General features: G+C 47.3%; 10 protein-coding genes and 3 pseudogenes. All 13 read right to left on the bottom strand.

Translation table 11 applies throughout. From position 1 onward, the window contains the following. Window positions 1-454 (bottom strand): annotated as a pseudogene (locus tag NWF35_RS04370) (RNA-guided endonuclease TnpB family protein); the annotation flags it as partial. Between the two features lie 4 nt (window positions 455-458). Continuing rightward, window positions 459-807 (bottom strand): annotated as a pseudogene (gene tnpA / locus NWF35_RS04365) (IS200/IS605 family transposase). Between the two features lie 608 nt (window positions 808-1,415). Continuing rightward, window positions 1,416-2,165, bottom strand: a complete 750-nt coding sequence (locus NWF35_RS04360) for an SDR family oxidoreductase (protein ID WP_301237849.1) — start codon at window positions 2,163-2,165, stop codon at window positions 1,416-1,418. 158 nt (window positions 2,166-2,323) lie between these two features. Next, a complete protein-coding gene (locus NWF35_RS04355) occupies window positions 2,324-3,202 on the bottom strand; it encodes a GNAT family N-acetyltransferase (RefSeq protein ID WP_301237848.1) in 879 nt (292 codons plus the stop codon). Between the two features lie 662 nt (window positions 3,203-3,864). Next, complete coding sequence (locus NWF35_RS04350; protein WP_301237858.1) at window positions 3,865-6,132, bottom strand: DEAD/DEAH box helicase; 2,268 nt, start codon at window positions 6,130-6,132, stop codon at window positions 3,865-3,867. A gap of 89 nt (window positions 6,133-6,221) precedes the next feature. Next, window positions 6,222-7,088, bottom strand: a complete 867-nt coding sequence (locus NWF35_RS04345) for a cation diffusion facilitator family transporter (protein WP_301237847.1) — start codon at window positions 7,086-7,088, stop codon at window positions 6,222-6,224. Between the two features lie 624 nt (window positions 7,089-7,712). Next, window positions 7,713-7,838, bottom strand: a complete 126-nt coding sequence (locus tag NWF35_RS04340) for a hypothetical protein (protein ID WP_301237846.1) — start codon at window positions 7,836-7,838, stop codon at window positions 7,713-7,715. Next, the gene (locus NWF35_RS04335) at window positions 7,825-9,150 is read right to left on the bottom strand and encodes a helix-turn-helix domain-containing protein (protein WP_301237845.1); all 1,326 of its coding nucleotides are present in this window, start codon (window positions 9,148-9,150) and stop codon (window positions 7,825-7,827) included. The genes NWF35_RS04340 and NWF35_RS04335 overlap by 14 nt, the downstream gene beginning before the upstream one ends. A 321-nt stretch (window positions 9,151-9,471) precedes the next feature. Next, entirely contained in the window at window positions 9,472-10,227 is a 756-nt protein-coding gene (locus NWF35_RS04330; protein ID WP_301237844.1) for an alpha/beta hydrolase, read from the bottom strand. A 184-nt stretch (window positions 10,228-10,411) separates the two neighbouring features. Next, window positions 10,412-10,558, bottom strand: coding sequence for a hypothetical protein (locus NWF35_RS04325; RefSeq protein ID WP_301237843.1), 147 nt, complete (start codon window positions 10,556-10,558; stop codon window positions 10,412-10,414). 279 nt (window positions 10,559-10,837) lie between these two features. Further along, the gene (locus NWF35_RS04320) at window positions 10,838-12,103 is read right to left on the bottom strand and encodes a purine-cytosine permease family protein (RefSeq protein WP_301237842.1); all 1,266 of its coding nucleotides are present in this window, start codon (window positions 12,101-12,103) and stop codon (window positions 10,838-10,840) included. A 121-nt stretch (window positions 12,104-12,224) separates the two neighbouring features. After that, window positions 12,225-13,649: pseudogene (locus tag NWF35_RS04315) on the bottom strand (aldehyde dehydrogenase family protein). 255 nt (window positions 13,650-13,904) lie between these two features. Further along, window positions 13,905-14,882, bottom strand: a complete 978-nt coding sequence (gene speB, locus NWF35_RS04310) for an agmatinase (RefSeq protein WP_301237841.1) — start codon at window positions 14,880-14,882, stop codon at window positions 13,905-13,907. Window positions 14,883-15,131: the final 249 nt, after the last annotated feature.

The raw sequence follows: 15,131 nt of genomic DNA, 5'->3' as shown, positions 1-15,131 counted from the left end.
CAATGAACCATTTGCGCTTCTTCTTGTTGAGCTTCGCCGTTCCTTGTTTGGCCATTCCGTCGATGATCCGATCCAGCCATTGTTGATGATATGACCGAGCCACAACCGGCACACCGATACGCTTCTCCAGCATAGGGAACGACACCGTGTAGAAGTTGCCGTTTTTCTCGACTTTCAGGTTCTGATTGTTGAACGAACACCACATCTTCCTGAATACCCGAGCTTGTTGGTGTTTCTTCTGCGATTTCACATCCCGGATCGTTTGGTTAATGATGGCAGACGGGAACTTCTCGTCAGAAAACTCCTTGAAAATCTTGCTGGTCGCCTTGTTCACGTTGGAATGAAGCAAAAGCCAGTTTGCAAACTCCATGTTGATCTGTGTCATTCGTTCATACATGGCTTGTTTGAATTTGGTTGGTTTATACAGTTCCAACTTGAGTGTGACGGTGGGCATCCATTCACCCCCTTTTCTTGTGTTCTTCCACATATCGCTGGATCGTTTCTCTTGAAACGTTTCCAGCTGTACTAACAAAGAATGAGCGTGTCCACCAGCTGAGCAAATGAGACAAGTAATTGAAATCTTGCCTCAGTTTTCTAGAAGTCACCACCTTCAATTTTGCCATGATGCCAGATGGCGAATCACTGGGTAAACAGATGACAGTGATCTGGCATCACTTCCATGGCAAGGATATCCCAGCCGCTTTCCTAACAGATGTCTTTCACCAACTGTTTGAATCGCTCTTCCACTTGGTTGATCAACACTTTTCTGCGATAACGTGGGCAGAAAACAAAGTGGTAGTGAATCAGAGATACCGTCTTTTTGGTCCTTCTCTAAGCGCCCTCTTCAGAGGGCTTAGAGCTAACGCCGCCTTTCATCCAGACGATTGAAATACCCCAAGGGTACTTCCTATGGGCGCCGTAGGCTTTCAGGTGACTTTTTCTGCAAAAAAGAGCCCTCCGAATGAAAAGGACGGCACTCTTATCCTAGCTGTCAGCTCGGTAAAAATCAACCCAGGACATTCATACTATTTATCTCTAGTACAAAAAAAATAATACCTACCATCCCACTTGGAAGCAGGCAATTTGTCCGATAAACCTACTCTCTAAGCAAAAATATGGGAATAACAGGGTTCATTTGGAATCTTAATGTTTCATTGTAGGATTGAAACTTCTGGAGACATGGAGTTGAGCTATTCTCAAAGGGCTTAGGATTTGACTAAATGATGCGAATTTAATCAGCCGACTGACGAAAAATACACGGGAGCCGCTTCCGCACTGGTGTACTACATAACGGAAGGAGGCTCCCGAATGAAGCTACTCTTGTCCGGATTAAGCCTTTTCTCTCGATCCTGTTTCCGAAGAGCTCAAAGCTCGCTTATGAAAAAGGCCCCTTCCTCTGGGCCTTTGAGAATCATTTATCCCCGTTTTTGTACGGGGCGGACGATCACCTCATTGACGTTAACATGCTCCGGCTGGGACACCGCGTAAACGACGGCGGCGGCGATATCCGCTGCATCCAGGAACACCATATCTTTACTTCCTTTGAGGAAGGTATCCCGCACTTCCTGATCTGTGATGTGCTGGGTCAACTCGGTCGCCACCGCACCCGGTGAAATATTGGTCACGCGGATGCCCAAACGGGACAATTCCTTCTCGATTCCTTCAGAAAAAGCACGCACCGCGAATTTGGTCGCACAGTAGACGGCTGCGGACGGGAAGATCTCGTGTCCGGCCACGGAGGAGACGTTGACGATATGGCCGCTTCCTTGTTCCAGCATTGTCGGCATGACGGCATGGACGCCGAACAGTACCCCTTTGATGTTGACGTCCACCATCCGCTCCCACTCATCCACATGGTCGTTTTTCAAGAAGGACAACAGCATAACCCCGGCGTTGTTGACCAGAATATCCACTCGGCCGAATCGTTCTTTCGTTTTTTCCACCAACCGCTCCACATCTTCCCGTTTCGTCACGTCGGTGGGTACAACCAGAGATTGCGCACCCGTTTCCTGACCGATGGTGGCAGCCAACTTCTCCAGACGATCCGTACGGCGGGCAGCCAGTACAACATCAGCCCCCGCACGGGCCAGCTCCAGAGCAGTCGCTTCCCCGATCCCACTGCTGGCCCCAGTGACGATAGCCACTTTCCCTTTTAATTCAGCCATAGTGAGTCTCCTTCCTATTGAAAAGTTACTGACGATTTTATTTTATCGAACGCTAACCTGCTCGTCCAATTGTGGACCGTTCTCACTATGGTTAGTATTTTCACGCTGAACCGTAGTGTCAAATTCAATGGCACGGGCTAGATTATGAGTATGATATATCAACCATATGACCGGGCAGAAACTGCGAACAAATGGTTTCGCGGCGGCATCCTGTAGACGCCAGACATCATGACCGGGGCGATTCTGGCCAGTTTGAAGCCGCATCTCATCAAAAATCTGATGAGATCTTGGTGAACAGATGGAATATTAATTTGTATTTTTCCTTGGTACCTACGAGCGATATCATCGATGAGCAGGTAAGCCAACCGTGAATCGGGAGCAACGACCGGACCGATGACAAGAAGTTCCGGTGTTTGCACTCCCAGCGCATAACCGATGCAACGGCCAGCCTGGTTTTGAAGGATGGAAGTGTAGTTGGCTTGCCGAAGCCAGAGATTCAGGAACTTAGAACGGCCTGCACCGAATGCTTCTTGATCCAGTTTTAATAATTCCGGCAGATCCTGGTCGTCTATGTAACGAAACTGAGTGTATTGCATTTGCAAATGGGGCGGTCTTTGACACTGATACTCTCCTGCTATCAGCCTGTGCAGTGTGTCTACGGTCCGAAAACCCAACTTCTCATACAGCGGTTTCCCCTCATCGGTTGCCACCAGTATGACCGAATATTCTGGAACAATGTCCAAACATGTTTGAACCAATCGCGTTGCCAGTCCTCTTCTCCGGTAACGGGGATCCACCATAACAACTCCGAGTGAAGCCAAATTCCCCTGATAAGGTAAAATGGCGGCGGTGGAAACGATCGTTCCTTCACCGCTCCGGTGCCCAAATAGGTTCCCGGCTTGCAGAATCATCCGGATCTCCGACTCAGCATAGCCCCGTTCCAACAGGTTCGACAAACGGACAACATGGTGAATGTCAGTCTCTGTCAGTGTTTCTATCGTGAGAATCTCGTTATTGATTGATTTTTCCGTAATCATTTCCGTAGTTCATTCTCCCTTTTTAATATGTCGGCCCCTTGCAATAACCATCTCCGGATCTCCATCATCCAGTTTGTCGATTTGTCCTCATTCCGGAGGCAAGTCAGATAGATTCCCGCTTTCGGTGGCAGATTATTGATTCATCGATCTCGGCCAGTGCTGAAGATATGGAGATGAGCCCGGCGAATCATGATCATATCATTTTTTCTCCCTTGCACGGGTATTTTCCCATCAGAATTTTAAAACAGCGTTCAAGCACGGTTAATATATTATTTGTTATATCAACGAACCTATGAATGATTCCGTTCAACTGTCCCGTTTTCGCTGGAAATAAAAGAGCATTTCTGATGTTTCTATTCCGCTTTTTCTATTATCACGCCCTTCGATTTGTCGTTGTTTTTGATCCCTCACTTTGAGCGTCTGAACTTGTAATGTAATTTCCGACAGTGGGCACTGTTCATTCGTGGCATCGTCCCTGGTTTTATTTTCGGAACTTATGGATAATTGAAGCGGTGTATGGGTATATTCAACCCCCTTGAGCAGATTTACGCTCTCTTATTGTGACGCATCTACTCAGGGGGGCACTGATCCACTTCATCATCAACTATTTGGGCGATCCATTATCGTATTGCATAATCTGGGAAAAGGGCGATCCAGCGTTGTCAGCGAGATAAAGGACTCCCCGCAGCAGTCGGCTCCAACATTAATTCCAACAACTCCAGCGTCTTACGCTTCCCTTGTTCTCCAACTTCTTCCGCTGGACCGACACAGGAGGGACAACCCGATTCGCATCCGCAACTTGCCACGTGTGCCCGCGCCAGGTGCAACAACGTCTCGTGCAGATCGTAGAGTTTGTCGCTCAAGCCAACCCCGCCCGGATATTTGTCATACAGAAAAATGGTCGGTTTTTTGGAATGAACTGCTTTTACCTGTGTCACCACACCCAAATCTTTCGGATCACACATCAGATACAGCGGTGCCAGATGAGAGAGGACATGGCTCAACCCCACCAACCCCGATTGCAGATCGTCCTGTTTCCATGCCTGCAATGCGGGATGATCCACCGTCAACCAATACGCTGTCGTGTGCATCTCCTCTTCCGGCAGGCGGACCGGTCCCGATCCGATATTCTCGTGAGTCCCCAGCTTGATCTTTTTGAAAATGGTGACCAAGGCGTTTACCGTCACCTCGCCTACGCTGCGGGTACCACCCGTTACCGGCTCTTCGCGATCCACCTCCAGGACGCGCAACTGCACGGCCAGATTGGCATCGGTGTAGTAATCAACGTTTACTTGCCGGACGTACGCCTTTTTCTCTTCATAGTCCAATTTCTCCACCTGGTACTGGACACCCTCGTGCAGGTAGATCGCTTCTTCGTGTAGCAACATCGGCGCACTGAAGCGATCCACTTCACCGATGACGCGGTGTTTGCCCGTCACGGAGATATCGATGATGACGAAGTTTTCCTGCGCCGCCGAACGCAAACTGATCTCCGTCGCTGGGAACGATTGATCCATCCAGTACCAGCGTCCGCTGCTCTCATGCAGGATGCCCTCCTCCGCCAGGAAGTTCAAGATCTCCTCCGTCCCAGCGACACCGAACTGTTCCCCGCGTTCAAACGGCAACTCATACGCGGCGCATTTGATATGGTTGACGAGGATGATCAGGTTGTCCGGGTGAATCAGGGCATGCTCCGGCGTCTGACGCAAAAAATATTCCGGGTGTTGGATAATGTACTGATCCAACGGGCTGGATGAAGCTACGAGAAACGTCAACGACTTCCCGTGCCGCCGTCCTGCCCGCCCCGCCTGCTGCCACGTGCTGGCGATCGTCCCCGGATACCCGCACAGCACACACGCCTCCAACTGGCCGATGTCAATCCCCAGTTCCAACGCATTGGTGCTCACCACGCCGCGGATTTCACCTTCACGCAGCCCCCGCTCAATCTCCCGCCGTTGATTGGGCAAATACCCGCCTCGATATCCCCGGATGTTTTTCTTCGGCATCGCCTGTTGCAGATAGGTGAGCAACAACTCCACCCGTACGCGCGAGCGGGCGAATACGATGGTCTGGATGTCATTTTTGATCAATCGTTCCGCCAGATTGCGTGCCTCCAGCAGACTGCTTTTGCGGATGCCGAGCGACGCGTTCACCACCGGCGGATTGTAAAAGACGAAATGCTTCTCACCCGAAGGTGCCCCGTTATTGTCCACCACCCGCACGGTTGTACCTGTCAGCTTTTCCGCAAACTCCCGCGGGTTGGCGATGGTGGCCGAAGAACAGAGAAATTGTGGGTCGGACCCGTAATGACGGCAAATACGCCTTAACCGGCGCAACACATTGGCGAAATGGCTGCCGAACACCCCCCGGTACGCGTGCAACTCGTCAATCACGACATACCGCAGGTTTTCAAAGAGCTTCACCCATTTCGTATGGTGCGGCAAAATCGCCTGATGCAACATGTCCGGGTTGGTCACCACGATATGCCCCGCCTGGCGGATCGTCTGCCGTGCGTTGGGCGGTGTGTCCCCATCGTATGTATAACCCTTGATATCCCGACCTAACCGCTCGATCCACCGGTTTAACTCCGTCATCTGGTCGTAAGCCAGCGCTTTGGTCGGAAAAATGTACAACGCCCGCGCAGACGGTTCTTCCAAGATCGTGTGCAGTACCGGCAGGTTGTAGCACAATGTTTTCCCCGACGCCGTCGGGGTCACAGTCACGATGTTCTCCCCACTGAGCGCCGCCTCCACCGCGGTAGCTTGGTGCGTGTACAGTTGTGTGATCCCCTGCTCCTGCAACAAGCGGATCAGATCCGGGTGAAGCTTGTCCGGAAACGGTGCGTAACGAGCTTCCCGCGCCGGGATCACCTCCCAATGGGTGACGCAGGATTGCCACTCCTTTTCCCCTCGCATGCGGTCGATCAGCATCTCGATGTTCACGCGCTTCGCCTCCTCTCTCCACTAGTGTAAATGATAACATCCAAAATGAGATAACATAGGGTCCCCAAAAATTCCCTCTAACGATGTCTTTCATATTCCGGTTCGATATGGATCAAGACATGCGCTTGGGGAAACTCCTTTCGGATCTCTCCCTCAATCCGGTCACACAGGTCGTGGGCATCCGCCACCCGCATCTGAGACGACACAACCAGGTGCAGATCAATATGCTCTTCCGAACCGGACCTGCGGGTACGAAGCGCATGATACTCCAGATATTCACGGGAAAAGGATTGCAGAATCTCCCGGATGCGTTCCTCTTCTTCCGGTTCCAACCGGACATCTAACAGGGGCAAAAACGATTCTTTCTCCAGCTGAACGGCTTCCCTCACAATAAACAAGGCAATCGCAATTCCGATCAGGGGATCTAGTATATACAAATCAGTCAGGCTCACCACGAGCAGACTGACAGCAACACCCACGAATGAGTAGACGTCCGTCAGAAGATGCAACGCATTGGACCGCATGGCAACCGATTTGGATTCCTCACCTACCCGTTTCCCGATACGACCCACGATCCAATTGATCATGGCTCCGATCAACATCACGGCAACCCCGACGATGGGCAGGTGAATTGGTTCGGAGTACAGCAATTTTTTCCCGGATTCAAAGATAATCCAGATCCCCGCTACTATGATGAGCAGGGTTTCGACGCTGCCGGAGATATTTTCAAATTTGCCGTGCCCGTATGGATGATCCCGATCCGGCGGCTTGTTGGACATACGAACAGAAACATAGGCGATGAGAGAAGCGATGAGATCGAGAGAAGAGTGAATCGCCTCGGACAATATGGCGACCGATCCAGTGATGATGCCGGTCATGAATTTCAGCAAGACGATGGCAATATTACTGATAATGGATAGCCCTGCCGCACGATGGGGTTTCATGTTTTCCCCTCCATTCATGGCTCTTGTGAAAAAATTGGTTCGTATACAGGAAAGTTGCTGGCGGGAAACAAACAAAAAAACCGGTAACGCACTTGGCGTTACCGGTTTTTCGATTTTCGCATCCGATAGTCAAAACTTATCATCATGTGATATAGACCCCTTATGACTGCTCCACACGGCTAAAGCCGCGGGCTTCTCGCTTCATCTGGCGTGGCAAAACCCACATCCATCCATGATGGCTTCGTCCAAGCCTAGTGATTTTAGTTTCGCTCAAATAGTAGTTTTTATGGTTTCCACACTTTTTTATTTTATTGTACCAAAATTCTGTCGGACTTGCAAGAGGTCTGAAGCCCTCCCTCGTCCGACGCTCGCTTTCATCCCAACCATGAATGAAGGGCTGGGTTTTCCCGCTCGTTCTTTATAAAGTATTTGTACGGATTTGAACACCTTCAGGTTCATCAAGAGACTGAATGAGATTGTTCGTAACCTCATCTCGCCTACGCTCCGTATCCTCTCAATTCAAGTGACACAACTGAGAGAAGGGTTACACTGTGAATCATAACTTCCTTAAAAACAAAAGAAGGAGGTTCACCTCGTAAGAAGGTTCTCCTCCCATTCAATGAATCAACCATGACTCGGAATACCATCTAATGGGGCAGCAGACACCTGATAGACCTTCTCATCAAATTGATATCCGCCCGACACAACAACAAGGAATGCTAAAACAACAATAAGCTTACAAAATCTCATCGCTTTCTTCCTCCTTGCTTTCCTCTGCAATGGCGGCAGCTACTTCATATATATTTTCCAACACAGAGAGGAATTCCTCTTGGCTGTCGCCTTTTTTTAGTTTGGCAAGTCGGAAAAGTGCTTTGTATTCCAACGTTTTATTCCGAAATTTCCGGGATAGTTCTAACGATTGTTTATAAAAATCAGACGATTCCTTCCATTTTTCTTGCGTCTGCTTCAAATCTCCCATCACCAAATGCGCATAAGTTAGGGCAATGGCGTTGTTGGCATCTTTTCCCAATTGGATCGCTCTGTTTAAACTTTCCTCTGCTTCTTTTTCTTTTTGTTGCCGTATATATAATATTCCCAACTTAGTATAGGTGCTAACGAGTACGATTTTCAAATCGATTGCTTCTCCAATCTCTACTGCTGTTTGAAAACAGGTTTCCGCTTTGTTCCAATCCTGAGTGGAAAGGTATACACTGCCTAAAGCCGTCCACAGTTCAAAGAGACGATCCTTTTTATCATTGAGACGTGCTTTTTCAATCCCTTCCTTGGCGCATTGGATCGCTTCCTCAAACATTTTGGACTTACGGAACACATTGACACGGACATCGTATAGATTCAAAGCAACATCCAAGTCCATCTTATCGATATGTTCCCATAATTCCTGAACAATTTTCACCGTTTCCCCGATTCGACCTAACTTTTCAAGATAGGCGGCTTTGTTACAGGCGAACTTGTATTGATCCGTAGAATCTCCGTTTACGGCGTCCAATGCGCTTTCCGTGTATTGAATCGCCTGCTCCAAATCATTCTGGTAAAAACTGCAAATCCCTAACTCATTGAAACTGAGCGCTTCGATATTTTTCTCCTTGCTGTAAGAGGACTGCCCTGACAAGCGAATGGCGTGATAGTAAGCTCGCTCAGCACGTTTCAAATCCTTCAGATTGAAATAACATCGCCCCATCAGATAGTGGCGGTAGGCCGCCAACTTGTGCTGGTCGTCGATGGGAAGTTCATTGAGCTGATTTAGGAGCCTCTGGTTATCGATAATGTTGAGTTTGGACTCAACCGCCATCAGCTGTGTGAGCAATTCCTCCAGCTTTTCGTTTTCCTCTTCCAATATCTCTGGAATCTGTTGCAGAGAGATACCGAGCTTGTCCAGCAGATACAACACTTTCTCCGATCCGACATGAGGAACGCCCCGCTCAATGTTGCTGACAGTGGCTGGAGAGATCTTTTGATCCGCCAAATCCTCCAAGCGAAGACCCCTACTTTTGCGAACTTTCCGAATCACTTCGCCAATCTGAATCAGATCAAGATCCGCCATGCTCCTATATCCCCCTCTGCCTATAATATACCGAACGTATATATCATACTATAATTTTAAAAAAATGGAAATACGAATTTTAACCTATGTTTTTGAATTTCGATCTTGGAAGGGTTTCATCGTGGGAGAACATAGGTGAAATGAGATCAAATTTCAATCAGGGGTAGGCAATTGCACGTCTATTTCTATTCCTAAAAAGTAATCCCTACTGGTGCCCGGATCAAGTGGTGAAAAGGGAGTGTGTTAAATGTGGTCGAAACAGTTTAAAAAAGACCAACCGTCAAGGCGGTCAGTCTGATTGTACAAGTTGAAAAATGAATGCTAGTCGAACAGCGGAAAATGCTTGAGAAACCAATCTGTCGCCAGCTTCTCAACTATCGACCAATGCTCCATAAAACCATGCTTCGCCCCGTCGATGATCTCCAACTTTGAGTCAGGGGACAACCACTTCATGCCCCGTTTCGTCAACTCGCACAAAGCCCTTTCCTCTTCATCCGCATTGCCGTGAATAATGAATACCGGGCAGTGTACATTTTTCAGCAATTCCTCTTGGTCGATGAACTCAAAATCCAAGAGCATTTGTTGATCAACCATCACCGTTCTGTTTCCTCGATGTACGGTGATATATCCTTTTTCTCTTAACTCTTGCATTTGCTCCTTCGTAAAATATTCATCCCAATCATATTTCATCGGGCCGGTTAAGGCACCTGTCAACACCATCGTTGAAATCTGAGGTGTGTAACATAGTAAGCAAACGGTGCTTCCCAAACTGTTTCCATAGAGGGCAATCTTAGCATATCCCATGGATTTCACAAACGAGATGGCGGAATGCAGATCATTTACCTGTTTGGCCAGTGTCAGTCGATCATCGTCGCTTTCACCGCAACCGCTGAAGTCAAAAGCCAGGACACTATACCCCAACCGTTGAAAGGCGTTTGCGAGTTTATCAAACCTGCCTCGGGATGATTTATCTGAAGTAAAACCATGACACATGATAATGATGGATTGAGAAGTAGATGGATAAAGATGTCCTACCAGAGTCAGATTACGGGAATTCTGAAAGGTGATCCTTTGCAAGATTCCGCCTCCTACAAAAGGCCGGTCAAAACCGGCGTGAACGATTCATCGTCATCAAAGGGACGTAACCTTGAGATGTAACCGGGCAATTTCTACGTAATCATTGTGGAGAAACGGGTGTTATGATTGGCTGAACATGTAAAGCTGCTTCCACATTTTCCTCGGGGGTTCGATCTGGATCGTTTCAAAAGACGAAATCCAGAACCTCGGGATGAGGGAACCGATCGCTCAAGCAATCTCGCCGCCTCGGAATCTCTTCTTCCGTTCCGTCATGATCCATGATTCTTTTAACCAGTTTGATAATCTCTTCTTTGGTACGCACATCATCCAAATATCGTCACCTCAGTTAACAACACATCGATAAAGTGCCTTAGTGTTAAGGGAAAATGGGGGACTGCGGGATTCATCTAGAAAATCTGCCATGAAAATTGTTTCTCTTTATCATACCAAAAAAACTATGCTGTCTTTTTTAGGTACGGTAAATGCCGGTCTGATCCCATAGAACCTTATTCATTTTTTATCGATACCTGACCTGAATTCTCTTGTTCCGCCACTTTCTCATTTCGTAATTTGCTTAGTCCCCAGTATACAACCGAAGTTACCAAAAAAGTTAATATTGTAGATCCTGTGGGAAGAACATAGACATATGTGAAATAGTATCCGAATCCTGCTCCAATGATATAGAAATATAAGTATATACGTTAAATCCTTTAAAATACCAATATAATTTCTTAGTTCCATTAATAATCTCATCTGGATCATAATAGCCTCGTTTCAATAAATAATAGTCAACGATCAACAATGCGCCCACCGGAATTAAAAGTGTACCAATCATTAGTAAGAAATTTTCAAAATGATCAAGCAACCATCCTTTCAACAATGCGCCAAGTATGGTTATTACTCCGATGACAATCGTCGTAACCAAATATTTTTGTTTTTGAAAAACGGCTAAATAAGACATGGTAGAACTGTAGAGTGCCATAACATTAGTGGAGACAACAGAAATGAAAATGATCAGTGCTGGCAATAAACCTAACCATGGATGTTTGCTTCCAATAATATCAGTGGGATCATAGGTTTGTGTCATATGACTTAGAATTGAGAGACCTGAAACTGTTGCACCAAGAGCCATGGCTAAAAATGTACCAATGTTGTACCCAGCATACGTTCCGATTATTCCCGTTTTTGACGATGTTGCATTCCGATTATAATCGCACGCAAGGGGGAGCCAAGAAAAAGCTGTAGCCACAACAATATCAAATCCTGTTATAACTGTGTTAGTAGGATTATGGCTAGTTGGAAGATGAATCAGGTCTCCTACATTATACTCAGTAAACAAATACCCAAAGAGAAGGAACACTAAAATGACCATAAAATGTGCAGCTAAAGATGCGAAAGTTTCGATTCCTTTATGACCATAGATAGTGATCAGAACCACCATCACCTGAGTAAAAACGGTCCAGAAATTGATATTGCTATAACCCGTAAGATATTTCACAGCATGATCGATACTGAGCTCACCCATATAGGCTTGAACCCAACTCCATCCAATTAGAACGATTGTATTTAATAGCGATGGTAGATGAGCTCCTCGAGTTCCAAAAGCCCCCCTGGTTAGTACCATAGTAGGAAGACCTGTGCGCGTTCCGATATTACCAGTGAGAACAAGAAAAATAGCTCCTACCAGAGAACCGAATAAAATCACACAAAGGGCTGTTAAGTATGAAATATCGGGAACAAGAAGCTGACCTGTATAAACCGTGGTCACTACGACATTCGAACCTAACCAAAGTGAAAATGCAGGAAATAATTTCATTGTTCTCGCGTTCATCGGTGTAGGCTGAACACTATCAAGGGCGAATTGATGATTAGCCATCTGCAAACCTCCTTACTTGTGTATTAAGTAGGTCGCCTATACTTCTCCCATCTATAGAGACCGGTCGAACACTGTCCTAGCCAAAATTTTTTGTGAAATCGAACATAGGTTTCCCTCTCGCTCAGGAATACCATCCAATTGGTTGAAGCTGATGACGGATGTTCGTATGTTTGGGTTCCGTGAAGGCGGCCAACACGTGCGGCCCCAGTTCACGGCCTATGCCGCTTTGTTTGAAGCCTCCCCATGGTGCCTCGACATAGGGAGTATGGTAACCATTGATCCAAACCGTACCAGCGCGAAGACGGGCAGCCACGCTTTCGCCCTTTCCACATCTTTGCTGAAAATCCCGGCAGCCAGGCCGTATTTCGTTTCATTGGCCAAATAGATGGCTTCCTCTTCGTCATAAAACGGCTGAACGGTGACAACGGGACCAAAGATTTCTTCCTGAACGATCCTCATCTTCTGATGGACATTGGTAAAAACAGCAGGTGTCAAGTAATACCCATTTTCTTTGCCTATTCGTTGCCCGCCCGCAAGTAGTGTCGCTCCTTCCGATTGACCGATTTTGATATATTCCTCTATTTTCCAAAGATGATGATGACTGATCAAAGGCCCCATTTCCGTCGATTCGTCCAACGGATCTCCTATCTTGATTTCCGCCAATCTGGCCGTCAGTTTTTTCAAGAATTCCTGTTCCAATGAATGATGGATCAACAATCTGGAAGACGCCACACACACTTGTCCCTGGTTGAAAAAGGAACCGTAGAGCGCCCAATCGACTGCGGTGTCCACATCTGCATCTCAAACACGAGCAGCGGTGATTTTCCTCCCAGTTCCAACGAGACTCGCTTCATGGTCTTGGCGCATTCTTGGTAGATGTGTTTCCCCGTCTCGGTTCCGCCTGTGAAAGAAACTTTATCAATCCCTGGATGGCTCACAAGTGTTTGACCCACTTCTCCTCCGCCCAATATAAGGTTGAATACGCCATACGGTATCCCCACTTTTTCCGCAAATTCCGCCAGCTTTATGAAGGACAGAGGAGTCAGTTCCGACGGTTTAAAGACCACTGTATTTCCGGCCGCCAAAGCCGGAGCCAGCTTCCACACACCAAGAAGCAACGGAAAGTTCCACGGTACAATGAGGGCACACACCCCAATGGGCTCCTCCGTGATCAGGCTGTACGTCCCGTCGCTCATCTTTTTTTGGCATTCCCTGCGTGACTCCACCAGATCGGCATAATAACGAAGGCAGACAACGGCATCATGAACGTCCAAACGTGATTCGCGAATGGGCTTACCCGTATTGTCGAATGTTCCAGAAGGCCGGCGAGCTGACGTAAAAGAGCCACACGATGACCTATATTTCGAGACCATTCTGTCTTCTCAAACGCTTTTTTTGCTGCCCATACCGCCTCATTTACCTGTTTAGACGAAGCGTCCAATATTTCGGCAATAACCATGCCCGTGGAAGGATCAATAATCGCACGTGATTCTCCCTTACCTTCGACCCATTTGCCGTCTATGTACAATTGAAACTGCTTCACCATCACGATCAATCCCGACTATTTACTAAATGAAACGATTTTTTTGATATTTCCATCCAATGATGAACGTGATGATCCTCCATAACCTGACAACCTGCCGTTCGTTCACAATGAGGGTGGAGGAAGCGAGAAGTGTTCCAGAGGCGCCACATGTAATCCCCCATTGTGTTCATACTCCTGGAACAAAGAACCCCCACCCATCACAGGACCAAAAGTAAATTACCATCTTTTAGCGTACGCATCCGGGTTCCCTATTTCTTACTCGGCCACTTGCATTTTTGGTTGAATCCGATTCTTTTTCGCTAATGCTATTAACGCAATAAATTCATAGACGATATTGGAAGCAGCAGCGGCCGTAATTTGACCATGATCATAAGCGGGCAACACTTCAACCAGATCAAATCCGACAAAATCGATTCCGGTTAACCCCCGTACCAAGGCCAAAGCATCATCGATGCTCACTCCCGAAACTTCCGGAGTACCTGTTCCCGGTGCATAAACGGGATCGAGGAAGTCAATGTCGAAGGACAAAAACACGGGTCCGCTTCCCACACGCTGATGAATGATGTCGAGCATGTTTTCTACACCAACCCGTTTGAAGTCGTTGGTGGTATAGAGTTCCAAACCCAAATCCCTTGCTTCCTGAAGATCCGTCGGACCGTATAAGCTACCGCGCATGCCTATCTGAATCGAACGGGACACATCCAAAAGCCCTTCCTCTATCGCCCGGCGAAAGACAGTTCCGTGATTATATTTTTTTCCAAAGTAGGAATCCCACGTATCGGAATGCGCATCAAATTGAAGCAACGCCACAGGGCCGTACTTTTTGGCAATGGCCCGCAATTCCCCCAATGTAATCGAATGATCACCACCAAGAACTATGGGAATTATCCCTTTTTCCACGATGGGGGCCATACCTTCTTCGATCTTTTCATATGTTTCGGTGATATAACCGGGAATCACCGGAATATCCCCAAAATCCACTCCCGAAACATAATCAAAAATATTGATATCTTGCACCGGATTATATGGTCGCAACAGAATGGAAAAATCCCGGATCGCCTCAGGTCCGAATCTCGCCCCCGTCCGAAAAGATTGTCCCGTATCAAACGGAATCCCGGTGATGACAAAGTCCATATGTTCGTCTAACTGCTCCATAAAAGGAAGACGCATAAACGTTCGAGGTCCACAAAAACGCGGTGATTCAAAAGAATCTTTGGGTTGGTATTTCATCATACCGGTCCTCCTCTTCAGTCGTTTGATTAAAAAACATTGCAATTAACGTGCCAAAACGAAGAGTAAAAAAATACCGCATGAAAGCGGTAGTGGTCACGTTTTTCTATTCATTTTTGAATTGACCTGTTTTCATCATTGAATATCTGATTTTTCATCATTGAATATCTGATTCAGTTCCGTGCCTGTACTTGGAAAAATCAAACTTCTTCCCCCACATTTTTACCTGGGCGCTCCTCAAGCGGAGCGCCA

Source organism: Polycladomyces subterraneus (assembly GCF_030433435.1).
Taxonomy (GTDB): Bacteria; Bacillota; Bacilli; order Thermoactinomycetales; family JIR-001; genus Polycladomyces; species Polycladomyces subterraneus.
The sequence above is the reverse complement of the archived record's forward strand: the minus strand, read 5'-3'. Positions and strand labels throughout refer to the sequence as shown.